Here is a 23,932-nt window from a genome sequence, read left to right as displayed (position 1 = left end):
GCTCCTCATCACTTGAATGACGGCACGATCGGGTACGGCCCGGACCAGTCCGAGCCGTACGAGGATCAGTGCCTGTTACCCCTTCACGGCCCCGGCGGTGAGACCGGCGACCATGCGGCGTTGTACCAGCAGGAAGAAGACGACCACCGGAAGGGTCATCAGGGTGGAACCGGCCATGATCGCGCCCCAGTCGACGCCCTTCTGGCCGAAGAAGTACTGCAGGGCGACCGGCATCGTGTAACCCTCGGAACCCGACATCAGGTAGAGGGCGAACACCAGATCGTTCCAGGCGGTGATGAACGAGAAGATGCTCGTGGCCACCAACCCCGGCGCGACCAGCGGGAACAGCACCTTCCAGAACGTGGTCAGGCGGCTCGCGCCGTCGATCCAGGCCGCCTCCTCCAGCGTCCGCGGCACCGCGGCCACGAACGTGCGCAACATCCAGATGCCGAACGGCAGCGTCAGCGCGACCTGGGTGATGATCAGCCCGAGGAGCTGGTCACCGAGGCCGACCCGCTTGACCATCATGTACAGCGGGATGAGCAGGCCCTCGGCCGGCAACATCTGCACGATCAGCAGGATGACCAGGAACGTGCCACGCCCCTTGAAGCGGAAGCGGGCGATGGCCGTGGCCGACAGCAGCGCGAAGACCGAGCCGATGAGCACGGTGCCGAGCGCCACGATCGCGCTGTTGCGCATGTAGAGCCAGATGGAGTTGTTCGCCACGCCCTCGGTCAGCACCCGCGCGAAGTGGTCGAAGGTGAAGTGCGTCGGGAACGGGATGAACTCCGTCGTGAAGATCTGGTCGTTCTCCTTGAAGCCGGTGGAGACCATCCAGTAGACGGGGAAGACCGCGTAGAGGAAGACCAGCACACCGGCCGTGTTCAGGAGGATCTTCCCGAGCTTCTTGCGGGCCAGCGCGTTCACATCTCCTCCTGCTTCACGATCTGCCGGACGTACGCGACGGTGATGATGAGCAGGATGATCGTCAGCACGATGGAGATCGCCGCGCCCGTGCCCAGCTTCTGCGGGGGCTTGAACGCCTCCGCGACCGCGTACATCGACAGGTTGAAACCGTCGCGGTTGGTCGGGCCGTTCATCAGCACGTAGAGCTGGCTGAAGACCTTGAAGTCCCAGATGATCGACAGGATCGTCAGGACGGCGAAGACCGGCTTGAGCAGCGGCAGGGTGATCTTCCTGAACGTCCGCCACGCCCCCGAGCCGTCGACCTTGGCCGCCTCGTACAGCTCGGACGGGATGCCCTTGAGACCCGCCAGCACCGAGACCGCGATGAACGGGAACCCGGCCCACACCACGCACACGATCAGCGCGACGTAGAGCGGGAAGGTGTCGTTGAGCCAGGGGGTGCCCGTCCAGTCCTGCTGGCCGGCGGGTGGCGCGGCCAGCCAGTCGGGCAGCAGGTTGAGCAGCCAGTTCACGATGCCGGACTCGGCGTCGAAGAGCGAGCGCCAGATGACGCCCTGCGCGACCGGCGGCACGGCCCAGGCGAACATGCACCCGATGACCACGAACAGGGACATCTTCTTGCCGAGCTTGTTCAGCAGCACGCCGACCGCGGTACCCACGATCAGGGTGAGGCTGACGGCGACGAAGGCGAACACCACGGTGTTGCGCAGAGCCGACCAGAAGATGTCGTTGGAGAGGACCTTGTTGAAGTTGTCCAGGCCCACCCATTCGGCCGGCTTGCTCCCCCTGATCTGCGCGAGCCCGACCTTCTGGAAGGCCATCACGCCGAGCTGGAACATCGGGTAGAGCAGCAGACCCGCGATGACCAGCAGACCGGGGATGAGCAGCACGTACGGGATGCTCCATGTGGGCATCCCGGTGGCCTTGACGGGCCCGCCGCCCTTCTTACGGCGGCGCCCCGGGGCGGGGGACGAGCCCCTGCCCCGGGTGACCGTAGTCGTGTTCGCCATCGTTACTGGTTCAGGATCTCTTCGAGTTCCTTGTTGGCGTCAGCGAGAGCCGTGGTGGTGTCCTTCTTGCCCTCGATGACGGCGCGCGCCGCGTTCTGCAGCACGGCCTTGGTGGCGTCGGCCTCGGCCCAGTTCGGGTCGGCCGGGAACGCCTTGGCCTTGGCGAAGGCCTGAGCGAACGGGCCCTGGGCCGGGTCCTCGTTCAGCGCCGCCAGGGTGTCGGGGTAGACCGGCAGCAGGCCGCCTTCCTTGGCGTAGCGGTCGGCCCAGGTCTTGCTGGTGGCGAGCTTGATGTACTCCTTGCCGAGGTCGGCCTCCTTGGTGCCGCCCCACAGCGCGATGTCGTTGCCGCCGAAGAAGGACGGAGCCAGGCCGCCGGTCTTGGCGGGCAGCGGGAAGAAGCCGAGCTTGTCGCCCTTCAGCTTGCCCTTCGAGTCCTCCTCGATGCCGGGCAGGTCCCAGCCGGCGGTGAGGTACATCGCCACCTTGTTGTTGGCGAAGCGCTTGCGGATGTCGACGGTGTTCAGCGTCAGGTTCGCCTTGCCGGACAGGCCGCCGGTGACCAGACCGGTGTAGGTCTCGAAGCCCTTCTGGAAGCCGGGGTCGGTCAGCTTGCCGACCCACTTGTCGCCCTCCTTGACGGCGAACTCGCCGCCCTCGGACCAGGCGAACGCGGCCAGCAGGTGGTTGGCGTCGGAGCCGCCGTTGAAGGCGAAGCCGTCGACGCCGGCGCCCTTCTCCTTCTGGATCTTCTTGGCCGCGGCGACGAGCTCGTCCCAGGTCTTGGGAACCTCGATCTTCAGGTCGGCGAACCAGTCCTTGCGGTAGAGCACCGCGCGGGCGCCGGCGCCCCACGGGATGCCGTAGATCTCGCCGTCGACCGTCTCGTAGCCGTAGAGGTTCTCGGGGATCTGGGCCCGGTCGCCCTCACGCGCGATGTCGGTGATGGGGGTGAGCGCGTCCTGGCTCTGCCACATCGGGACCTGGTCGTTGCCGATCTCGGTCACGTCCGGGCCGGTGCCGGTCGCGGCGGCGGCGAACTTGTCCGCCACCTGCGGCCACGGGATCCACTCAAGCTTGACCTCGGCGCCGGTCTGCGTCTTGAACTCGGCGTTGAGCTCTTCCATGTACTTGGCGGCGGCAGGGTTGCTGTCGCCCAGACGCCACACGCTGAGCGTCTTGCCCGCGAACTTCGGGCCACTGGAAGCGGGGGCGGCCGCGCTGGACGACGGCTTCGGCTCCTCGCTTGACCCACAGGCGGCCAGGCCCAGGGCCAGGGCGGCCGTGGTGACCGTAGTGGCTGTGATCTTCGCGATCCTCACAGGGTTCTCCCTTCCCGGGTGCTGGCCTACGGTCCGCACCAGGCTGATCGTCAAATGCCGAACGACGCTGTTAAACTAACAAGAAACTTTCTTAAAAGAAACGCTCGTTAGCCATTCGTGACGAGAGGGGTGCGGTAATGAGTCGAAGCCCGGGGATCCCCCGGCTGCTGCGCAGGTTGAACGACCGCTCGGCACTTGAACTCCTCCTCGCGGACGGTCCGCTGACCCGCGCCGAACTGGGGGAGCGAACGGGGCTATCCAAGGTAACCGCAGGTCAGCTGCTTGCTCGCCTCGAAGAGCGGGGGCTGGTGGAGGTTGCGGGCGAGCGTGCCGGCGGCCGGGGGCCGCACGCCGCCCTGTACGCCGTGGTTCCGTCGAGCGCGTACGTCGCCGGGCTGGAGGTGCTGCCCGACAGCCTCACTGTCGGTGTGGCGGACATCACAGGTAAAATCGTTGTCGAGGTGACGGTCAACCCGTCCGACGCCCGCGACCCGGTCAAGGCGGTCCACTCGGCCGTGCAGCGGGCCTGCGCCACGGCCAGCGTCGAGCTCTCCCAGCTCCGCTCCTTCGTCATCGGCACCCGGGGCGTCGTCGATCCCCGCAGCGGCGACGTGCGCTGGTCCTACGACCTGCCCGACTGGCACGTCGGCGTGCTGGCCAGCCTGCGCCAGACCCTCGGGGTCTCGGTGACGATAGAGAACGACGTCAACCTGGTCGCCCTGGCCGAGAGCCGCTACGGCGCCGCCGTCGGCCACGACGACTTCGTGGTCATCTGGGCCGGCGTCGGCCAGGGCCTCGGCGTCATGCTCGGCGGCCGGCTGCACCGCGGCATCACCGGCGGCGCGGGCGAGATCGGCTGGTTGCCGGTGCCGGGCGAGCCGCTGCCGGCCGACGTCTCGCAGCCGCAGTCGGGCTCGTTCCAGCGCCTGGTGGGCCACGACGCCCTGCGCGGCCTGGCCGGCGAGCACGGCGTGATCGGCTACACCGTGCCCGACCTGGTCCGCAACGGCGACGAGGACTACCTGGACGAGGTGGCGGGCCGCCTGGCCGTGGGCGCGGCGGCCGTGGCCGTCGTGCTCGACCCCGGGCTGATCGTGCTCAGCGGCGACGTCGGCCGGGCCGGCGGCGAGCGGCTGGCCGCCAAGGTGGAGGAGGCCGTGGCCCGCGTGTGCCCGAGCCAGCCGACCGTGGTGACCACCAAGGTGACCGGCAACGCGGTGCTGCGCGGGGCCATGGTCGCGGCCCTGGAGCAGGCCCGGGAGCAGGTTTTCTCCGACACTGTGTGAGAATTTCTGCCCATGTGGCAGCTCGACACCGACGTAGTCCTCATCTCCGATCCGCGCGTCTCGGCGATCCCCGTCCGGGAGTGCGGTGAGCCGCTGGCCGACGTACGCGGGCGGTTGCGGGTCGACACGCGGATGGCCGACGACGACGGCGCGTACGCGCACCTGCGCGCGGGGCTGCTCGACCGGCTGGAGCAGGCCGAGAGCTCGTTGCCCGACGGCTTCCACCTGCTGATCGTCGAGGGATACCGGCCCATCGCCACCCAGCGGCGCATCTTCGAGGGCTACCGCGCCGAACTCCTGACCACTTACCCCGATATGACGCCCGCCGAGTCCTATGTCGCGGCGAGTCGTTATGTGTCGCCCGTCGAGGTCGCCCCCCACACCGCCGGCGCCGCCGTCGACCTGACCCTGTGCGCCCCCGACGGCACCGAGTACGACATGGGCACCCAGGTCAACGACAACCCCGAGGAGAGCGGCGGCGCCTGCTACACGGCCGCCGCCGGCATCCCCGCCGAGGCCCGCGCCCACCGCAAGATCCTGGCCGCCGCCCTGGAGCCCGTGGGCCTGGTCAACTACCCGACCGAGTGGTGGCACTGGTCGTACGGCGACCGCTACTGGGCCATGTCCACCGGCGCCCCCGCCGCCCTGTACGGTCCTGCCCCCTTCTAGCCAGGTTTTCCCCCGGCAGCGGTACGGGCACAACCTGTGGCGGAGGCTCTTCGGACTCCCCAGCGAGGTGTGCATGGTTCCGTTGATCGGGATCGAAGAGGAATACCTCGTCGTCGATCCCCGCACCCGCCACGTGTCCCCCCGGGCGGCCGAAGTCCTGGCCGCCGCGACGGACATGCTCGACGTGGCCCACGAGATCACCCGTTTCCAGGTGGAGGCCCGTACGCCGCCCTCCGCCGACCTCAGTGAGCTGGGCTCCCAGCTACGGGCAGCACGGAAGGAGGTGGCCGAGGCGGCCCGGTCGTGCGGCCTGGCGGTCGTGGCCAGCGGCATCCCGGTGCTCGGCAACGTCATGCCGCCGCCGCTCACCGACGACCACCGCTATCAGCAGGGCAAGGAGCTCTACCGGGCGTTGCAGGACGAGATCAGCATCTGCGCGCTGCACGTGCACGTCGACGTACCGGACGAGGAGATCGCCGTCTACGTCGGCAACCATCTCAGACCCTGGCTGCCGACGCTGATCGCGCTGGCCGCCAACTCGCCGTTCTTCGTGGGCCGCGACACCGGCTACGCGTCCTGGCGGGTGATCAGCTGGGGGCGGTGGCCGGTGTCCGGGGCGCCGCCGTTCTTCCCGACGTTCGGCGACTACGAGCTGGCGCTGCGGGCGCTGTCGGAGTCGGGCGCGCTGATGGACCCCAAGACGGTCTTCTGGGACACCCGTCCGTCGCCGAGGCTGCCGACGGTCGAGATCAGGGTGGCCGACGTGCCGCTCGACGTGAGCGACAGCCTGACGATCATCGGCCTGATCCGGGCCCTGGTCGTGACCGCGTTGCGGGAGGTGGCGCGCGGCGACCGCGGGCTGCCGATCCCGTCGGAGGTGCTGCGGGCCGCCTACTGGCGGGCGGCCCGGGACGGCCTGGTCGGCGACAGCCTCGACGTGCGGCACGGAACGCTCGTGCCCGCCACGGTGATGGCCCGCCGCCTGTTCGGTCACGTGAGCGCCGCGCTGGCCGAGGCCGGCGACCTGACCTTCATCGAAGAGGGTCTGGAACGGCTGCTGAGCAAGGGCTCCGGGGCGGCGCGTGCACGCCCGGGGCAACGACCTGACCGACGTGGTGGACGATCTGATCGAGGCCACCGTCGCCTGACCCGCCCGTTCAACGCAGCTACAGCGCAGTTTCAACGCAGCGCGAGCACCGCCGCAACGCCGAGGCCGAAGGTCACGACGACGCCGCGCAGCACGTTCGGCGGCATGAGCCGGGCCACGCGGGTGCCGAGGAAGCCACCCGCCAGGCTGGCCGGCGCCACCACCGCCACGGCCTGCCACTCCACCGGGCCGAACAGCGCGAACGCCACTACCGACACCGTACTGACGACCAGCGACAACGCGGCCCGTACGGCGTTGACCCGGTGCAGGTCGTCGTGCAGGAACATGCCGAGCACGGCCAGCAGCAGCACGCCCATCCCGCCGTTGAAGTAGGCGCCGTAGCAGCCGCCCAGGAACACCCCGGCGTACACCAGCCTGCTCGGAGGCTGCCCGGCCGCGCCGCCGAAGCGGTCCTTGAGCCACGGCTGGGCCAGCAGCGCGAGGCTGGCGAAGGTCACCAGCCACGGCACCAGCGAGTCGAACAGCCGGCCCGGCGTGAGCAGCAGCAGCGAACAGCCCGCCACGGCGCCCGCCACGGTGGCGGCCGACAGCGCCGTCACCCTGCGCCGCTGCCCGCGCAGCTCGGCACGGTAGCCGACGACACCGCCCAGGTAGCCGGGCCACAGAGCCACCGCATTGGTCACCGACGCCGTGACGCCCGGGTAGCCGAACGCCACCAGCGCCGGGAAGGAGATCAGCGTGCCGCCCCCGGCCAGAGCGTTGACCACCCCCGCCAGCACCCCGGCCCCACCCAGAAATCCAAGCTCACCAACCGTCACCACCCCACCCCCAATCGGGACGCGCGGTCGGTGGTGGTTCTCGCCTCCGGTCGGCGGGTGTGGGTCGGTGGTGGGGGCGTCCCTGCCTCTGGTCGGGGCGTGCGGTCGGTGGTCGTCCTCGCCGTCAGCCGGGACGCGCGGTCGGTGGGTGTCGGTGGAGAGTGGGGTGCGAGGGCGTGGTTGGTCATCGGCCTGCTGCGTAGCCCTGGGCGCCGCGGGGGTTGGCGGCGGCCCGCAGGAAGGCGCCGTCGCGGGCCACCGCGCTCAGCCTGCCGAGCGACCACGGACCCTCGACCTCGACCTCGTGCCCCCGCCGCCGCAGCTCGGCCACCACCCCCGGGTCGAGCCGCTCCTCGACGTGCAACACCCCGGGACGCGAGCCACGCGGGAAGAACGAGCTGGGAAAGTGCGCGGAGTGGAACATGGGCGCCTCGATCGCCTCCTGGAGGTTCAACCGCCCGTGCACGACGGCCAGGAAGAAGTTGACGCTCCACTGGTCCTGCTGGTCGCCGCCCGGGGTGCCGAACGCCAGCCACGGTCTCCCGTCCCGGGTGGCGAACGACGGCGAGAGCGTGGTGCGCGGGCGCGCGCCGGGCCGCAGCGAGGCGGGCAGCCCCTCCTGCAACCAGAACATCTGCGCCCTGGTGCCCAGACAGAAACCCAGCTCGGGGATCGTGGGGGAGCTCTGCAACCAACCGCCGCTGGGCGTGGCCGAGACCATGTTCCCGAACCGGTCCACGACGTCCACGTGACAGGTGTCGCCCCGCACCGCGCCGTCCGGCGTCACCGTCTGCTCGCCGGCGCCGGTCATAGTGCGCGGGCGGCCGGTCGGCGGTGCGTCGTGGCGGGCGACCGTCGGCTCGCCGATCCCCGGACGAACGGGCGCGGAGGTCGCGGGGGAGACGGCCGCCGTGCCGGGCGGGAGGAGCGGCAGCCGCGGCTCCCGGCCGCCGGGCGCGCCCGGCCGCAGTTCCAGACTGGCCTCGGCCCCGATCAGCCGCCGCCGCTCCTCGTTGTACGCCGTGCTCAGCAGGTCGGTCAGGGGCACGTCCGTGTCGCCGTACCAGCCTTCGCGGTCGGCGAAGGCGAGCTTGGCCGCCTCGGTCACCAGGTGCACGTAGTCGGCGCCCAGGAAGTCGACGGCGTCGAGGTCGAACCCGGACAGCAGGGCGAGCTGCTGCAGGAAGACCGGCCCCTGCCCCCAAGGTCCCGTCTTGTACACGGTGTGCCCGCGGTAGTCGAAGCTCACCGGCTCCTCGACCGTGGCGGACCAGCGGGCGAGGTCGTCCCCGGTGAGCAGGCCGCCGTGGACCTCGCCCGAGCTGTCCCGCCAGGCGGTGCCGGTGCTGAAACCGGCGACGGCCTCGGCGACGAAACCCTCGTACCAGGCATGTCTGGCGGCGGCGAGCTGACCTTCGCGGGTGGCCGACGCGGCCTCGGCCTCGGCGACCAGCCTGCGGTAGGTCGCCGCGAGCACCGGGTTGGCCAGTTTCGAACCGGGCGCCGGGACTTGGCCGTCCGGCAGCCAGGTGGCCGCCGACGTGGGCCAGTCGCGTCTGAACAGCTCCTCGACCGTCCCGATCGTGGCGGCGATCCGGTCGAGCACCGGCACGCCATGCTCGGCGTAGTGGATCGCCGGGGCCAGCACCTCGGCCAGCGACCAGGTGCCCCAGCGCTCCAGCAGCAGCATCCAGCCGCCGAACGCGCCCGGCACCGTCGCCGCCAGTAGACCCGTGCCGGGGACGACGTCCAGCCCCATCGCGGCGAAGCGCTCGACGGTCGCGGCGGCGGGGGCCACGCCCTGGCCGCACACCGCCGACACCTTCTGCTCCTCCTCGCTCCACAGCAGGATGGGCACCTCGCCGCCGGGGCCGTTCAGGTGCGGTTCGGCGACCTGGAGCACGAACCCGGCGGTCACCGCCGCGTCGAAGGCGTTGCCGCCGCGCTCCAGCACGCCCATCCCGGCCGCCGAGGCCAGCCAGTGGGTGCTGGCGACCATGCCGAAGTCGCCCGTCAGCTCGGGCCTGGTGGTGAACAACGGTCTCTCCTCCGGGGGACGGTTCAGGAGACTGTATACAATCCCCGCATCTCACCCCCGCCGCGGGGTGCCGGTTGCCGCCTGTGCGTCCGGGTGGTCCGCGTCGTTCGGGTGGTCGGTGTCGTTCCGGTTGTCTGCGCCGTCCGGGTGGTCCGCGTCGTCCGGGTGGTTCGCCGTACGGGTCACGGCCGCGAGGAACGACCGGCGGGCGGCGGCGACGTGCGCGACCGCCCTGGCCTGGGCCTCGTCCTCGTCGCCCGCCGCGATGGCCTCGCACAGGCTCAGGTGCTCCGTCCAGGAGTGCGGCCCCCGGGCGGCGGCGGTCTGGCTGAAGACCCACTGCGCCCGCAGCACCATGGGCCTCATCATCAGATTGAGGTAGGAGTTGCCCGCCGCCTCGCCCACAGCCAGGTGGAAGGCGGTGTTGAGCTCGGCCACCTCCGCCGGTCGTCCGGCGTCCACGGCCTCCCTGGCCGCGTCGAGCACACGGCGCAGCCGCGCGACGGCCTCGGGCCCGCGTTTGCGCGCCGCCAGCCGGGCGGCCAGGCCCTCGACCGCCATGCGCACGTCGAAGAGCTCCTCGCCCTCCTCGGCCGTCAGCCGCGCGACCCTCGCGCCGACCCGCGGGACCACCTCGACGAACCCCTCGGCCGCCAGCACCCGGATGGACTCGCGCACGGGGTTGCGCGACACGCCGAGCAGCGCAGCCAGCCGATCCTCGACCAGCCGTTCCCCCTGGGCCAGCTCGCCGGACAGTATGCGACGACGCAACTCCTCGGTGACCTCGCCCAGCAGCGTCGTACGGGCGGCGCCCCGCATCACATCAGCCATATGGCCGCCCATCGTATACAAATCCGTGGACAGCCGATCAATCACCGCCGACTGGTCAGGCGCGTAGGCGCAGGCCCCGCGGGGTCGGATGGAACCCGGCCGCCTCCAGGGCAGCCGCCAGCGGCGATTCCACGATGGACGCGCCGTCGGCCCGCTCCACCGTCAGCTTCCCGAGCGCCCCGTCGCGCACGGCCAGCGCCAGCGCGTCGACCGCCGGTTGCAGCCGCTCGTCGTCGGCGAACGACAACAACGTCTTGCCGCCCCGCTCCACGTAGAGGACGAGGTGGCCGTCCACGAGCACGACCAGCGCGCCCGCCTTCCTGCCCGGCTTGTGTCCGACGTCGCCGGGACGTTGCGGCCAGGGCAGCGCGGCACCGTACGGGCTGGCCGGGTCGGCCGCGGCCAGCACCACGGCCCGCCGCCCGGACGCTCCCCGGCCGCGCTGACCGAGCATTCCGGCCTCTCCGCCCTGGTCGAATCCGCCGCCACCGGCCCGCGAGCTCCGGCCGCCCTCCCCGCCGCCGAACCCTCCGCCGCCGAACCCGCCGCTGCCGGACACGCCGCCGCCGGGCTGGCCGGTCTCCCAGGCGGGGACCTCCGGCGGAGAACCGAAGCCCTCGTCCGGCGCACCCCCGGTCGGTGCGACGCTCGGAGCCATGGCACGCATACGGTCGACCGCGCCCGCCAGCGCGAACTGCGCACCCCCCAGCCCTTCGACGAAGTACCCCCGGCGGCACCGCCCGCTCTCCTCATAGGCACGAAGCACCTGGTAGACGGGCGTGAACCCGCCGGGCAGCCGTTCGGAGGTCACCGCCCCGCGCGTCACCACGCCGTGCCGTTCGAGCAGCACCTCGGCCTGCGCGTGCGCCCGCTGCGTCGCGTCGTCGGCGGGACCGGGCAGCAGCCACCACCGCCCGGCCACGGTCGGCGGCCCGCTTCTCGACGGCAGCACGGCCCGGCGCCGCCGCGTCGTGGCGGGCCGGTGCGCGGGACGCCCGGTGCCCAGCGTGGCCCGCAGCGGCGCGAGCGTGTCGCCGGAGACCCGGCCCGACCACACCAGATCCCACAACGCGGAGACCAGCGTCGCGTCGTCGAGTGCTCCGCCCTGGGCCCCGAGCTGGTCGGAGATGCCCCGGAAGAACAGCGCGCCCCCGCCGCGCAGCAGGTCGAGCACGCGCTCGTGCAGCGGCGTCATCGTGATGTCGGCCGGCTCGGGCAGCAGCAGCGGCGCGGTGTCGGCGAAGTAGAGCGACACCCATCCGTCGCCCCCGGGCAACGACCCCTGCCCCACCCACATCACCTCGCCCGACGAGGTCAGCTCGTCGAGCAGCGCCGGATGGTAGCCGGGCACCCGCGAGGGCAGCACCAGCGTCTCCAGGGCCGACGCCGGCACCGCGGCCCCCTGCAACTGCTCGACGGACCGCACCAGCGCGTCCATGGCCCGGGCCGCCCCGGCACGCGAGCCGTCGGACGACGACGTGCCCGAACCGGTGATGCCGTGCCAGGCGGGCAGGAAGCGGGCCAGCGTCTCGGGCGCGACCGGCTCGACCTCCTTGCGCAGCCGGGCCAGCGACCTGCGGCGCAACATCCGCAGCACCCCGGCGTCGCACCACTCCTCGCCCCGGCCGCCCGGCCGGAACTCCCCGTTCACGACGCGCCCCGAGGCGGCCAGCCGGCGCAGCGCGTCGGTGACCACGGCCGCGCCCAGCCCGAACCTGGCGGCGGCGGTGCCGGCGTGGAAGGGGCCGCGAGTGCGGGCGTGCCGGGCCACCAGGTCGGCCAGAGGGTCGGGCAGCGGTTCCAGGAACACGTGCGGCACCCCCACGGGCAGCGGCACGCCGAGCGCGTCGCGCAGCCGGGCGGCGTCCTCGACGGCCGCCCATTGCTCCTCGCCCGCGATGCGCACGCGGATGGCCCGGCGCGCGCGTTCGAGCTCCTCCAGCCAGGACGGGTCGCCGCCGCGCACGCTGACGTCGGGCGTCAGCAGCGGCCCGTGCGAACGCAGCAGGTCGGCCAGGTCTTCGGCGTCGCGCAGCGGCCGGTCGAGCCGGGCCAGCTCGCGTTCACTGCTCACGATCACGTCGGGGTCGAGCAACTCGCGCAGGTCGGCCTGGCCGAGCAGCTCGGCCAGCAGCGTGGTGTCCAGCGCCAGGGCCTGCGCGCGGCGCTCGGCCAGCGGCGCGTCGCCCTCGTACATGAACGCGCCGACGTAGTGGAACAGCAGCGACGCGGCGAACGGCGAGGCCTGCGACGTCTCGACCTCCACCACCCGGATCCGGCGCGCCGCGATGTCGCGCATGAGCTGGACCAGCCCCGGCACGTCGAACACGTCCTGGAGGCACTCGCGCATCGTCTCCAGCACGATCGGGAACGAGGCGTACTGGGAGGCCACGCCCAGCAGATGGGCGGCCCGCTGGCGCTGCTGCCACAGCGGGCTGCGCCGGCCCGGCACGCGGCGCGGCAGCAGCAGCGCCCGCCCCGCGCACTCCCTGAACCGGGAGGCGAACATCGCCGACCCGCCCAGCTCCTCGGTGACGATCTGCTCGATCTCCTCGGCGTCGAACGCCGCCACGTCGGTGGGCGGCTCGGCCAGCGTGTCGGGGATGCGCAGCACGATGCCGTCGTCGGAGTGCACGGCCTGCACGTCGATGCCGTAACGCTCGCGCAGCCGCCGGTTGATCGCCAGCGCCCAGGGCGCGTGCACCCGCGCGCCGTAGGGGGAGTGGATCACCACCCGCCAGTCGCCCAGCTCGTCGTGGAAGCGCTCGACCAGCAGAGTACGGTCGTCGGGCACGTAGCCGGTGGCCTCGCGCTGCTCGTCGAGGTAGGCCAGCAGGTTGCCGGCGGCGAACTCGTCGAGCCCCGCCTCCCTGATGCGGTCGGTGGAACCCTGCTTGGCCTGCTCCCGCAGGAACTGCCCGATCGCCCGACCCAGCTCGGCGGGACGCCCGGCCGTGTCGCCGTGCCAGAACGGCAGCTTCCCCGGCTGGCCGGGAGCGGGCGAGACCAGCACCCGGTCGGCCGTGATGTCCTCGATCCGCCACGACGTCGCGCCCAGCACGAACACGTCGCCCACCCGCGACTCGTAGACCATCTCCTCGTCGAGCTCGCCCACCCGGGACGCCTTCTCGCCCACGAGGAACACGCCGAACAGGCCGCGGTCGGGGATCGTGCCGCCGTTGGTCACGGCCAGCCGCTGCGCGCCGGGCCGCCCCTGGAGGGTGCCGGTGACGCGGTCCCAGACGATGCGCGGCCGCAGCTCGGCGAACTCCTCGCTCGGGTAGCGGCCGGCCAGCATGTCGAGCGTCGCCTCCAGCGCGCTGCGCGGCAGGGTGGCGTAGGGGGCGGCCCGCTTGACCACGGTCTCCAGCTCGTCGACGGTCCACTCGTCGAGCGCGGTCATGGCCACGATCTGCTGGGCCAGCACGTCGAGCGGGTTACGCGGGTAGCGCAACTCCTCGATCTGCCCGCCGCGCATGCGCTCGGCCACCACGGCCGTCTGGACGAGGTCGCCCCGGTACTTGGGGAAGATCACGCCTCGGGAGACCGCGCCCACCTGGTGGCCGGCCCGGCCGATGCGCTGCAGCCCGCTGGCCACGCTCGGCGGGGCCTCCACACACGCCACCAGGTCGACCGCGCCCATGTCGATGCCCAGTTCCAGGCTGGAGGTGGCGACCACGGCGGGCAGCCGCCCCGACTTGAGCGCCTCCTCGATCTGGGCCCGCTCCTCCTTCGACACCGAGCCGTGGTGGGCCCGGACGATCTCCGTCACCACGCCCTTGCTCGCCCCCGCCTGCGCCATCGTCTCGGCGGGCATGCGCCTGGGCGGCGGCGGGGGCTCCCGGTCGTACGGCGGCGTCTCCTGGTCCTGTGGCGGTGTCTCCCAGATCGACAGGTCGATCGCCTCCGGCCCCTGCCGCCGCGTGTAGGCCAGCTCGTTGAGCCTGGTGCACAGCCGCTCGGCCAGGCGCCTGGAGTTGGCGAACACGATCGTCGAGCTGTGGGACTCGATCAGGTCGAACAGGCGGTCCTCCACATGGGGCCAGATCGACCGCCCGGACGACGGCTCGACCTGCTCCGGATCGGGCGCGCCCGCCATCTCCGTCATCTCCGTCATGTCCTCGACCGGGACGATGACCTCGATCTCGATGCGCTTGTCGGACGGCGGCTGCACCACCGTCGCCGGACGCGTGCCGCCGAGGAAGGCCGCCACCTCGCTCACCGGCCGCACGGTCGCCGACAGCCCCACCCGCTGGGCCGGACGCTCCAGCAGCGCGTCGAGCCGCTCCAGGCTGAGCGCCAGATGGGCGCCGCGCTTGGTGGCCGCGACCGCGTGCACCTCGTCGACGATCACCGTCTCGACGTCGCGCAGCGCGTCGCGCGCCTGGCTGGTGAGCAGCAGGAACAGCGACTCGGGGGTGGTGATCAGGATGTCGGACGGCTTGGCGGCGAACCGCCTGCGCTCCTCGGCCGGGGTGTCGCCGGAGCGGATGGCCACCGAGATCTCCGGCACGGGCAGCCCGAGCCGGCGCGCCGTCTGCCTGAGCCCGGCCAGCGGCGCGCGCAGGTTGCGCTCGACGTCGACGGCCAGCGCCTTGAGCGGCGACACGTAGAGCACGCGGGTGCCCGGCTTGTGCCCCTTCGCCACACCCTCGCCCGGGGCCTGGTCGGCCGCCCGCGCCGCGAGCCGGTCGAGCGACCACAGGAACGCCGCCAGCGTCTTGCCCGACCCCGTGGGGGCGACGACCAGCGTGTTGTCGCCGCGCGCGATCGACTCCCACGCGCCCTCCTGGGCCGCCGTGGGCGCCTGGAAGGCGCCGGCGAACCATTGCCTGGTCACCTGGGTGAAGTGGTCTAGCGAGCTCACCAGCACATACTGCCTCGCGCCACCGACAGAAAACGCATTGGAGCGGCGCCGGGTGATTGAGCGGGGGTCAAGGCGGACATACAGCGACCGTGACCATTGATTATGCCGCCGTCGAGACCCGACGCGCACAGTTGCGACATCAGTACGCCTTACCGCACCGGCCGTCGAGCAGCGCCCGTGGCCTGCATCACGTGGCCATGTTGTCGTCCGACGTGGAGCGGACCATCAAGTTCTACCAGGAACTTCTGGAGTTCCCGCTGACGGAGATCATCGAGAACCGCGACTACAAGGGTTCGAGCCACTTCTTCTTCGACATCGGCAACGGCAACCTGCTCGCGTTCTTCGACTTCCCGGGGCTCGACCTCGGCCCGTACCAGGAGGTGCTCGGCGGGCTGCACCACGTGGCGATCTCCGTCGACCCCGCGACCTGGGAACGGCTGCGCGGCAAGCTGGAGATGGCCGGCGTGCCGCACCAGATCGAGAGCGGCGCCTCCATTTACTTCAAGGACCCCGACGGCGCCCGCCTGGAGCTGCTCGCCGACCATCTCGGTGAGATGTACGGTGCGCGAGTTCTATGACTGTTCGTCCCGGCTCAGCGCCGTGACGCCCTGCGCGTACGCGGCCTGCCCGCACGCGGCTCCTGCCTGATTCCCGCGTGCCGCTCCGATCGCTGTCCCTTCTCCTTCTGGACGGTCTGCCGCATCGCGAGTAACAGCCGGCGGCGCCGCGCCCTGTTGGCCTTGGTCCTGGCGGTCTTCGGGGGTGAAGACTTGGGGGTCTTTGGCATGCGGATGTCTTACCCACACCTGACGCGATTCCATACTTGGTCCATGCGCCTGACCGAGTTCTGGAGACGGATGAACGCCCATTTCGGCGAGACCTATGCCGAGTCGTGGGCCCGCGACTACGTGATCGCCCCGCTGGGCGGCCGTACCGTGATCCAGGCGCTGGCCGACGGCGAGAGCGCCAAGACCGTGTGGCGGGCCGTGTGCCAGGTGGAGGACGTCTCGTCCGGGCTACGCTGAGTCCAGCGTCCGGCGAAGGGCGTCCGCCGTGGCCTCCAGGTCGTCCGCGTTGCCCTGGCCGCCCGGCGACCACAACAACGTCCAGCCCCCGCTGGAGGGGGGTGGCGAAGATGATCGTCTGGCGGCGCGTGCGCGGATGCCACACCCACAGCACCGGATCGTCGCCGCCGACCATGCGGCTGACCAGCCCCTGATGGGGCAGCAACTCGGCGAGCGCCTCCAGAAGGGTGCGCCGTTCCCCGGTGTAGCCACTCGCCACTTCGCCGCCTCCCAGCCGATCCCCTGCATGGGAGTCTCCCCAGCTCACGGCGTATGACAACACGTCGGCGGCAACACGCGCGGAAGATCGGGAGCGTCCTCGCCTCCCGTGTCCCACCTGCCACCCGCGCCCCGGTGTCCGCGCTCTTCGGGCCGTTGGGGAGAGCGTCAATGACGTCTCCCCGCGCGGCTCAGGTCCGCGTTCTGCGGGAGGGGCCGGAACCGCGTTCTCGGGGACGGGCCGGATCCGCGTGTTCCGGGACGGGCCAGATGGCGCTCGTCCGCGAGGGCCAGGCGTTCGTCGGACCCGGACCCAGGCAACCGCCCATCCGGGCGCACCCCATCACATCCGTCCGCCGCGCCCGATCCCACGGCCACGACCCCCCGGGTAGACCCCACGGCCAATCGGCCGGCAACCACCATGAACGCGAGCGGCGTCCGAGCACCGGCCTCGCCCTCCTCTGACACGCCGCATGCATCCCAGCAGCGTGTTCGTGATGTGATCGAACAGCCGTTCGGCTACGATGAACTTGCCGAAGCCGGCCACGCCTTCCCCGACCGTCTCAGAAAATGTCGGTGGCAGGCCGTAGCTTTCACTCGACTGATCGGACCACGACCCTCCAGAGGGAGCTCCCATGGCTATCAACGACCGCGAGAAGGCCCTCGAGACCGCGCTCGCTCAGATCGAGCGGCAGTTCGGCAAGGGCTCCGTCATGCGACTGGGCGACGACGCCCGAGCCCCCATCGAGGTGATCCCCACCGGGTCGATCTCCCTTGACGTGGCCCTCGGCATCGGCGGCCTCCCGCGTGGGCGAATCGTCGAGATCTACGGCCCCGAGTCCTCGGGCAAGACCACGATCGCCCTGCATGCGGTGGCCAACGCCCAGCGGGCCGGCGGCATCGCGGCGTTCATCGACGCCGAACACGCCCTTGACCCCGAATACGCCAAGAAGCTGGGCGTCGACACCGACGCCCTGCTGGTCTCCCAGCCCGACACCGGTGAGCAGGCGCTCGAGATCGCCGACATGCTGATCAGGTCCGGCGCGGTCGACATCATCGTCATCGACTCGGTGGCCGCCCTGGTGCCCAAGGCCGAGATCGAGGGCGAGATGGGCGACAGCCACGTCGGCCTCCAGGCCCGCCTCATGTCCCAGGCCCTGCGCAAGGTCGCCGGCGCGCTCAACAGCACCGGCACCACCGCGATCTTCATCAACCAGCTCCGCGAGAAGATCGGCGTCATGTTCGGCAGCCCCGAGACCACGACCGGTGGTAAGGCGCTCAAGTTCTACGCCTCCGTCCGCATGGACATCCGCCGCATCGAGACCCTGAAGGACGGCACGGAGGCGGTCGGCAACCGCACCCGGGTCAAGGTCGTCAAGAACAAGATGGCCCCGCCCTTCCGCGTCGCCGACTTCGACATCCTCTACGGCGTGGGCATCTCCCGCGAGGGCGGTCTCATCGACATGGGCGTCGAGCATGGCTTCGTCCGCAAGTCGGGCGCCTGGTACACGTACGAGGGCGACCAGCTGGGCCAGGGCAAGGAGAACGCCCGCAACTTCCTGAAGAACCACCCCGACATGGCCAACGAGATCGAGAAGAAGATCAAGGACAAGCTCGGGGTCGGTCCGAAGCTCGACACGCCCGCCGAGCCCGCCGCCGCCGTCCCGGCTCCCGCCGCCGCGCCCTCGGGCCGTGGCTCGAAGTCCACCCCCAAGCCGGGTGACGTCTGATCGGTCGGCGCATGAGTGACAGGGATCCGTCGCAGGCGCCCCGTTCCCATGACTGGGGCGCATGGCCCGACCTCCCCGCCTCGGGGGAGCGCAGAAAGCGCGGACCCCGCGGCCCCCGGGCCACCCCCTCCGACCCGACGACCACAGCCACCAGCTCCGAGCCGCCGACCTGGGCCACCCCGTCCGCTTCGGGGGCCCAGGCCACCCCGTCCGATTCGGTGACCAGGGCCACCCCGGCTGAGCCGGTAACCGGGGCGACCGCTCCCGAGCCGGTGACCCGGGCTGCCGGCCGCACGTCCTCGGGCAGGGGCTCACGTGGCGCCGACCTGGCCCGGTCGGCCGCTGACGGCTGGCCGTCGGTAGACGAATGGCACGAACAACGCGCCCGCCTCCGAGCCGCCGCCTCCGAACCCTCCGCCTCCGAACCCTCCACCTTCGAACCCTCCACCTCCGAAGACGACCGCCCCTCGACCGTCCACACCAGGGCGGATGACCCGGCTGCCCACGACGGGCTGGACGACGCGGCCGATCACGCTGGAGCCGATGGCGTGGAGGGCGCGGCCGTCCACGATCAGGCGGACGACCCGGCCGTTCTCCATGAAGTGCGCGATGCGGCCGTTCCCCATGAAGTGGACGACGTGGCGGTTCGCGACGATACGGACAGCGTGGTGGACGATGTGGCCGTCCATGCTCGGGTGGATGACGAGGGCACGTCGGGGTGGCGTACGGGCGGGCGGGCCAATGTCGCGCCCCCGGCGTGGGGCCCTGGCCGGCAGATGGCCGCGCCGGCCTTCCACTGGCCGGGCGACCCCCGCCCCCAAGCCGACGGGAGCCTGAACCATGAGGCTGAGGTCGGGCTGGGTGCTGGGGCGGGCGTCGCGCCTAGCGATGAGGCTGACGTCGGGCTGCGCAAAAGGGCGGACATTGCGCCGGAAGGTGACGCCGGTGTTGGACTGAGGTCCCGTAAGGGCGCTTCCGGAAGACGGAAGAAGAAGGCCCAGGTCGACGAGGGTTTCGCCGGAAGCTCCCTGGATGAGCTGAGCAATCATGACGGTGAGGGTGCTGCCGGGCCTGCTGAGCGGCGTACGAGCAGGCGGAGGGCTCGAGATGGTGAAGGTTTCTCTGAAAGCCCTCTGAATGAGCTGAGTGGCCATGATGGCGAGGATGCTGCTGACGTTGCTCAGCGGCGTACGAGCGGGCAGGGAGATCACGAGGGTGAAGGGGACGCGGGGGCGCCGCCGGCTGGCCTGAGTGGTCAGGACGGCGGCGGTGTCGCTGAGGAGTGCCTGCAGGAGCGGGAAGATGCGCACGAGTCCGGCGGCGTTGGCGGAAGGTCGGAGAGTGAGGCTTCCTCCGAAGAGAAGCGCGGCGCCGATGAGTGGCATTCTGAGGTGCTGGCCGGAAGCAGCTGGTTCGGCGATGAGCAGGACACGGGTGGGAAGAAGCGTTCAGGCAAGGGGCGCCGGACAGGCGGCCGGGGCACTGGACGGGGGAGCGGCAGGGCGAGCGGACGCTTCGGGAGAGGCACGACCGGCCGTAGCGGCCCGTTGTCCGATGGGCCGCCATCTGACGAGCCGTCGCATGACGGGCCATCGCATGACGGGCCATCGCATGGCGGGCCGCTGCCTGATGGGCCGGACGTCGGCAGTTCCGCTGCGGCGGCACCTGCGGCGGACCCGGAGTCCGTTGCGCGGGCCATCTGTCTTCGGTTGCTCACCATGGCTCCCAAGACGCGGGCGCAGCTCGCCGAGGCTCTTCGCAAGCGGGACGTACCGGATGAGGCTGCTGGAAAGGTGCTGGATCGGTTCGTCGAGCTCGGGCTGATCAATGACGAGGCGTTCGCGGAGGCATGGGTCGACTCCCGGCACCACGGCCGGGGCCTCGCGAAGCGTGCGCTCGCGGCCGAGTTGCGCCATCGGGGTGTGGACACCGAGACCGTGAAGGAAGCCGTGGAGCGTCTGGACTCCGACCAGGAGGCCGAGACGGCCCGACGGCTGGTGGACCGCAAGCTCGCCTCCACCCGATCCCTCGACTCGCAGACCCGTACGCGGCGTCTGGCCGGCATGCTCGCGCGCAAGGGGTACTCGTCGGGGCTGGCGTACCGGGTGATCCGGGAGGCCCTCGAACAGGAGGGCATCGACCTGGAGGACGACTTCTCCTGATCCCGAGCTTCCTCCGCCTGACCCGCCACCAGGTCAGTGGTCCCTCACGCTCGGGGCTCAGAGATATGGAGGGGGCGTGGGTCTGTCGCCGGGGCCGGCCCGTCTCCTGCTCGGGGCTTGGGGGAGGGCCTGGAGGTCTGCTGCCGGGTTCGGAGCTCGGGGAGGCCCAGGTGGTTGTGGGGCTGCTGCGGGGTTCGGCGCTTCCCATGCTCGTGGCTCAGGGAGGCGGAGGGGTGGTGGGTTTGCCGCCGGGCAGGTAGTAGCCGTTCTTGCCTTGTGAGCGGGTGCTGCGGATCTTGTTGTTGTCCAGGCGGATCCAGGCGATCTTGTCGATGAGGTTGTTCACCGTGTGCTCCTGTCGGGGTGGGTGAGCCGGGCGTCGGGCGTTCGAAGAGTTTCTCTCGCGGGTGACGGGGGCTGGGGGGACGTCGGAGCCCGACGGTTTCATGGCCGGTGGTCGCCGGGGGCGGGTTGTGGGCTTTGTCTGGGCCATGGGGATTGGAGAGGTGAGGGTGGGGGACAAATGGGGGTGATCGTGGGTTATGTGGTTGATTGGGGAGCTGCGGGCCCGTAAGACACGCTTGAGGACGCGTTTGCTTGCTCGTGACCTGTTCGACGCATAACCTCGACGGCAGTGAGGAGTTACTCCGCGCAGCGCGGATTGCCATACCGGTGAACGACGGACGAACGAGCTCGGTTGATCGAGGCAGGCGAGGTGTCGGCTATGGGGGCCGATGCCCGGTCCGCCTTGGCCTGACATCGGCCCTGGAGACGACGCCGACCGGGCTTTCCGTGGCGCGCACGTGACCCCTCCCGTTTTGGGTCCGCGTTATGAGGTGTTGACGACGCGAGGAGGGCGGGGCGCGCATGCAGCCGCTTGTCGTGGTGCTGATGGTTGCGGTGCTCGTGCTCGCGTTCGGGATGATCGTGGCGCTGCTCGTCGTCATACGCCGTACCTCTGGCGGTTTGCCCCGGAAGGCCGAGCCGAGCCCTGAGCAGGTGGAGGCCGTACACGCGGAGCTTGAGGAGGCGCGGGAGCGGGCCGGAGAGATCCGCGCCAAGGCGGAGAGCGACGCCGAGGAGATCCTGCGCAGGTCGGAGAGTGCCGCCGAGAGCGCCGCGCAGATGCGGCGGGAGGTCGAGGAGGAGAGCCGGACCCTGAAGTCCGAGCTCAAGGAGCTCCGGACCGATCTCGAACGCAGGGAGGCCCGGCTGGCCGAGCGCGAGCAGCGGCTCGACGAGGAGGCCAGGCGGCAGTCCGAGCGAGACAGGAAGCTGGCCGAGACCGAGGTCGAGCTGGCCGACCGGCGCGAGGAGCTGCTCCAGGTCGAGGACGAGCGGCGGGTGATCCTGGAACGGGTCGCCGGGCTGACCGGGGAGCAGGCCAAGTCCGAGCTGGTCAAGGAGATCGAGAACCAGGCCAAGCGCGAGGCGGCGCTGATCATCAGGGAGATCGAGGGCGAGGCCCGCAAGGAGGGCGAGAAGCGCGCCACCAAGATCGTGACGCTGGCGGTCCAGCGGGTGGCGGCCGAGCAGACGGCCGAGTCGGTCGTCAGCGTGCTGCATCTGCCCGGTGACGAGATGAAGGGCCGGATCATCGGGCGCGAGGGGCGCAACATCCGGGCGTTCGAGTCGACCACCGGTGTGAACCTGATCATCGACGACACGCCGGAGGCGGTGTTGTTGTCGTGTTTCGACCCGGTGCGCAGGGAGACGGCGCGGCTCACGCTGGAGAAGCTGGTGCTGGACGGGCGTATCCATCCGCAGCGCATCGAGGAGGCGCACGACCGCAGCCGCCAGGAGGTCCAGGACCTCTGCGCGCGCGCCGGCGAGGACGCCCTGGTCGAGCTGGGCATCACGGACATGCATCCCGAGCTGACGCTGCTGCTCGGGCAGCTTCGTTACCGCACCTCCTACGGTCAGAACGTGCTCAAGCACCTCATCGAGTCCGCGCACATCGCCGGGATCATGGCGGCCGAGCTGAAGATGAACCAGCAGCTCATGAAGCGGTGCGCGCTGCTGCACGACATCGGCAAGGCTCTCACGCACGAGGTCGAGGGCAGTCACGCGCTGATCGGCGCCGAGATCGCCCGCCGGTACGGCGAGCAGGAGGACGTGGTACACGCCATCGAGGCGCACCACAACGAGGTCGAGGTCCGTACGGTCGAGGCGGTGCTCACGCAGGCGGCCGACGCCATCAGTGGCAGCCGTCCGGGGGCGCGCAGGGAGTCGCTGGAGGCGTACGTCAAGCGGCTGGAGCGGCTGGAGGAGATCGCGCAGTCGTACGAGGGCGTGGAGAAGGTGTTCGCCATGCAGGCCGGGCGGGAGATCCGGGTCATGGTCAAGCCGGACGCGATCGACGACATCCAGGCGCAGGTGATCGCCCGGGACGTGGCCAAGCAGGTGGAGGAGGAACTGACGTACCCGGGGCAGATCCGGATCACGGTGGTGCGCGAGTCCCGCGCCACCGAGTTCGCCCGCTGACCCCAAGAAGGCCGCCCGCCGGTCCGACGGTGGCTCGCCCGTTCTGAGGAGCGTGCCCACTGCAGGGGGCTTGTCCGTTCTGAGGAGCGCGGCCATCCCAGGGGGCTTGCCCATTTCAGGAGGCCCACCCATTCCAGGGGGCTTGCGCGTTCTGAGGAGCGCGGCCACTCCAGGAAGCTTGCCCCATTCCAGGAGGCCCGCTTGTTCCGAGCAGCGGGAAAAGGGGCGGGACAGGGGAGGAGCGCCTGATGGCGCAGGTCAGGCCGATGCGGGAGTCTCCGATGGGCGAGGTGGGTGCGAGGGCGGCGCGTCGGCGGGCGCGGGGAGGTGCGCCCGCCGGGGAGGCGCCGCTCGCATCGTCAGGCCAGGCCAGGCCAGGCGGATCCGGAGGGTCGTATCGTCAGGCCAGGCGGATTCGGGGGTCGAGGAGTCCGTAGGCGATGTCCACGACCAGGTTCGCCACCACTACGGCGGTGGTGGCCAGGATGACGACGCCCATGATCACCGGCAGGTCACCGCTGATGAACGCCTGCACCACCGCCTGCCCGATGCCGCCGAGCCCGAAGACCGACTCCGTCACCACCAGACCGCCGATCAGCGTGCCGATGTCCACGCCGAGCTGGGTCACCACGGGGGTCAGCGCGGCGCGCAGGCCGTGCCGGTAGATGACGCGGCCTTCGGGCACACCCTTGGCGCGGGCCGTACGGATGTAGTCCTCGCCCAGGACGTCCAGCATGGAGCCCCGGGTGAGCCGGGCGTACGAGGCCGCCTGGACCATCGCCAACGTGATCCAGGGCAGGATCAGGTGCCGGGCCCATTCGCCGGGGTTCTCGGAGAAGGGCACGTAGGAGTCGGGCGGCAGGATCGGCGCGCCCGCCATGGTGAGCTGGAAGAAGAAGAAATACAGCAGCAGCAGACCGACCACGAACGTCGGCATCGAGACCCCGGCCAGGGCCAGCGTGGTCAGGGCGCGGTCGAGGAACGACCGTACGCGGGTGGCGCTGAGCACGCCGGCGCCGACGCCGAGGCAGAGCCACAGGACGGCCCCGCCGAGCACCAGCGAGAACGTCGGCGGGAAGTCCTGGGCCAGCAGCTTGCCCACCGATTCGCCCGAGAAGTACGACTGGCCCAGGTCGCCGTGCAGGAGCCGGCCCAGGTAGTCGAAGTACTGGACGATGGTGGGACGGTCGAGGCCGAGGTTGTGGCGGATCAGGTCGACCTGCTCAGGGGTGGCCTGGCGGCCGGCCAGCGTACGGGCGGGGTCGCCGGGGGCGACGAAGAACAGGAAGAACGTGCCCAGGGAGACCAGCCACAACACCAGCACCCCGAGCAGTGTCCGCCGCAGCAGGAACCGTCGCAACATCAGCCCTCCACCTCCTGAAGCAACCCCGGCATCC

The 23,932-nt window shown here is 71.0% G+C and carries 17 protein-coding genes and 1 pseudogene; 8 read left to right on the top strand and 10 right to left on the bottom strand.

Going from position 1 to position 23,932, the window contains the following annotated elements; all coding sequences use genetic code 11:
* Positions 1 to 75 precede the first annotated feature (75 nt).
* The 3 genes from ACNF49_RS46995 to ACNF49_RS46985 are packed head-to-tail and all read right to left on the bottom strand — an operon-like array spanning position 76 to position 3,259.
* Positions 76 to 927, bottom strand: a complete 852-nt coding sequence (locus tag ACNF49_RS46995) for a carbohydrate ABC transporter permease (RefSeq protein ID WP_352323156.1) — start codon at positions 925 to 927, stop codon at positions 76 to 78.
* A complete protein-coding gene (locus tag ACNF49_RS46990; protein ID WP_357985677.1) occupies positions 924 to 1,937 on the bottom strand; it encodes a carbohydrate ABC transporter permease in 1,014 nt (337 codons plus the stop codon). Before ACNF49_RS46990 ends, ACNF49_RS46995 begins: the two co-directional genes overlap by 4 nt.
* A gap of 2 nt (positions 1,938 to 1,939) precedes the next feature.
* Positions 1,940 to 3,259 (bottom strand): extracellular solute-binding protein, encoded by a 1,320-nt coding sequence (locus ACNF49_RS46985; RefSeq protein WP_482941768.1) that lies wholly within the window; start codon positions 3,257 to 3,259, stop codon positions 1,940 to 1,942.
* Between the two features lie 137 nt (positions 3,260 to 3,396).
* Between ACNF49_RS46985 and ACNF49_RS46980 the strand changes: the two genes are divergently transcribed.
* The 3 genes and pseudogenes from ACNF49_RS46980 to ACNF49_RS46970 all read left to right on the top strand — a co-directional run.
* Positions 3,397 to 4,545 carry an ROK family transcriptional regulator gene (locus ACNF49_RS46980; RefSeq protein ID WP_358001894.1) on the top strand — a complete coding sequence of 383 codons (1,149 nt, stop codon included), beginning with the start codon at positions 3,397 to 3,399 and terminating at the stop codon, positions 4,543 to 4,545.
* A gap of 12 nt (positions 4,546 to 4,557) precedes the next feature.
* A complete protein-coding gene (locus tag ACNF49_RS46975) occupies positions 4,558 to 5,214 on the top strand; it encodes a M15 family metallopeptidase (protein ID WP_482941767.1) in 657 nt (218 codons plus the stop codon).
* A gap of 73 nt (positions 5,215 to 5,287) precedes the next feature.
* A pseudogene (locus ACNF49_RS46970) lies at positions 5,288 to 6,247 on the top strand (carboxylate-amine ligase); the annotation flags it as partial.
* A 146-nt stretch (positions 6,248 to 6,393) separates the two neighbouring features.
* On the opposite strand, the gene ACNF49_RS46965 reads toward ACNF49_RS46970, so the two are convergent.
* From ACNF49_RS46965 to ACNF49_RS46950, 4 genes are all read right to left on the bottom strand, one after another.
* The gene (locus ACNF49_RS46965; RefSeq protein WP_482941766.1) at positions 6,394 to 7,140 is read right to left on the bottom strand and encodes a sulfite exporter TauE/SafE family protein; all 747 of its coding nucleotides are present in this window, start codon (positions 7,138 to 7,140) and stop codon (positions 6,394 to 6,396) included.
* 184 nt (positions 7,141 to 7,324) lie between these two features.
* Positions 7,325 to 9,139 (bottom strand): gamma-glutamyltransferase family protein, encoded by a 1,815-nt coding sequence (locus tag ACNF49_RS46960; protein ID WP_482945680.1) that lies wholly within the window; start codon positions 9,137 to 9,139, stop codon positions 7,325 to 7,327.
* Positions 9,140 to 9,229: 90 nt separating this feature from the next.
* Positions 9,230 to 10,009, bottom strand: coding sequence for a GntR family transcriptional regulator (locus ACNF49_RS46955; RefSeq protein ID WP_482941765.1), 780 nt, complete (start codon positions 10,007 to 10,009; stop codon positions 9,230 to 9,232).
* Positions 10,010 to 10,064: 55 nt separating this feature from the next.
* Complete coding sequence (locus ACNF49_RS46950) at positions 10,065 to 14,882, bottom strand: ATP-dependent helicase (protein WP_482941764.1); 4,818 nt, start codon at positions 14,880 to 14,882, stop codon at positions 10,065 to 10,067.
* An 83-nt stretch (positions 14,883 to 14,965) separates the two neighbouring features.
* On the opposite strand from ACNF49_RS46950, the gene ACNF49_RS46945 reads away from it, so the two are divergent.
* The 3 genes from ACNF49_RS46945 to recA all read left to right on the top strand — a co-directional run bounded on the left by ACNF49_RS46945 (position 14,966) and on the right by recA (position 17,889).
* The gene (locus tag ACNF49_RS46945) at positions 14,966 to 15,454 is read left to right on the top strand and encodes a VOC family protein (protein WP_357985653.1); all 489 of its coding nucleotides are present in this window, start codon (positions 14,966 to 14,968) and stop codon (positions 15,452 to 15,454) included.
* A 252-nt stretch (positions 15,455 to 15,706) separates the two neighbouring features.
* Positions 15,707 to 15,901, top strand: a complete 195-nt coding sequence (locus ACNF49_RS46940) for a DUF3046 domain-containing protein (protein ID WP_357985650.1) — start codon at positions 15,707 to 15,709, stop codon at positions 15,899 to 15,901.
* 893 nt (positions 15,902 to 16,794) lie between these two features.
* Positions 16,795 to 17,889, top strand: coding sequence for a recombinase RecA (gene recA, locus ACNF49_RS46935; RefSeq protein ID WP_357985644.1), 1,095 nt, complete (start codon positions 16,795 to 16,797; stop codon positions 17,887 to 17,889).
* 311 nt (positions 17,890 to 18,200) lie between these two features.
* Here the strand turns inward: recA and ACNF49_RS46930 are convergent, their stop codons facing one another.
* Positions 18,201 to 19,274: a hypothetical protein gene (locus tag ACNF49_RS46930; RefSeq protein WP_482941763.1), complete on the bottom strand. Its 1,074-nt coding sequence runs from the start codon at positions 19,272 to 19,274 to the stop codon at positions 18,201 to 18,203.
* 6 nt (positions 19,275 to 19,280) lie between these two features.
* Here ACNF49_RS46930 and recX point away from each other — a divergent pair, with 6 nt between their 5' ends.
* A complete protein-coding gene (gene recX / locus ACNF49_RS46925) occupies positions 19,281 to 20,051 on the top strand; it encodes a recombination regulator RecX (RefSeq protein WP_482941762.1) in 771 nt (256 codons plus the stop codon).
* Between the two features lie 217 nt (positions 20,052 to 20,268).
* Here the strand turns inward: recX and ACNF49_RS46920 are convergent, their stop codons facing one another.
* Positions 20,269 to 20,397 (bottom strand): NUDIX hydrolase, encoded by a 129-nt coding sequence (locus ACNF49_RS46920; RefSeq protein ID WP_357985631.1) that lies wholly within the window; start codon positions 20,395 to 20,397, stop codon positions 20,269 to 20,271.
* A gap of 521 nt (positions 20,398 to 20,918) precedes the next feature.
* Between ACNF49_RS46920 and rny the strand changes: the two genes are divergently transcribed.
* Positions 20,919 to 22,535: a ribonuclease Y gene (gene rny, locus ACNF49_RS46915; protein ID WP_357985629.1), complete on the top strand. Its 1,617-nt coding sequence runs from the start codon at positions 20,919 to 20,921 to the stop codon at positions 22,533 to 22,535.
* A 400-nt stretch (positions 22,536 to 22,935) separates the two neighbouring features.
* On the opposite strand, the gene ACNF49_RS46910 is transcribed toward rny, so the two are convergent.
* Complete coding sequence (locus ACNF49_RS46910) at positions 22,936 to 23,898, bottom strand: ABC transporter permease (RefSeq protein ID WP_357985627.1); 963 nt, start codon at positions 23,896 to 23,898, stop codon at positions 22,936 to 22,938.
* Between the last annotated feature and the right edge of the window lie 34 nt (positions 23,899 to 23,932).

This window comes from Actinomadura sp. ATCC 39365 (assembly GCF_054392275.1).
This window is presented reverse-complemented; position numbering and strand designations above follow the sequence as displayed.

Bases quoted from the DNA above. Each gene is read 5' to 3' on its own strand.
- ACNF49_RS46990 (WP_357985677.1), bottom strand. From the start codon at position 1,937: ATGGCGAACACGACTACGGTCACCCGGGGCAGGGGCTCGTCCCCCGCC.
- ACNF49_RS46980 (WP_358001894.1), top strand. From the start codon at position 3,397: ATGAGTCGAAGCCCGGGGATCCCCCGGCTGCTGCGCAGGTTGAACGAC.
- ACNF49_RS46975 (WP_482941767.1), top strand. From the start codon at position 4,558: ATGTGGCAGCTCGACACCGACGTAGTCCTCATCTCCGATCCGCGCGTC.
- ACNF49_RS46960 (WP_482945680.1), bottom strand. From the start codon at position 9,139: ATGGTCGCCAGCACCCACTGGCTGGCCTCGGCGGCCGGGATGGGCGTG.
- ACNF49_RS46955 (WP_482941765.1), bottom strand. From the start codon at position 10,009: ATGGCTGATGTGATGCGGGGCGCCGCCCGTACGACGCTGCTGGGCGAG.
- ACNF49_RS46940 (WP_357985650.1), top strand. From the start codon at position 15,707: ATGCGCCTGACCGAGTTCTGGAGACGGATGAACGCCCATTTCGGCGAG.
- recA (WP_357985644.1), top strand. From the start codon at position 16,795: ATGGCTATCAACGACCGCGAGAAGGCCCTCGAGACCGCGCTCGCTCAG.
- ACNF49_RS46930 (WP_482941763.1), bottom strand. From the start codon at position 19,274: ATGCCACTCATCGGCGCCGCGCTTCTCTTCGGAGGAAGCCTCACTCTC.
- rny (WP_357985629.1), top strand. From the start codon at position 20,919: ATGCAGCCGCTTGTCGTGGTGCTGATGGTTGCGGTGCTCGTGCTCGCG.
- ACNF49_RS46910 (WP_357985627.1), bottom strand. From the start codon at position 23,898: ATGTTGCGACGGTTCCTGCTGCGGCGGACACTGCTCGGGGTGCTGGTG.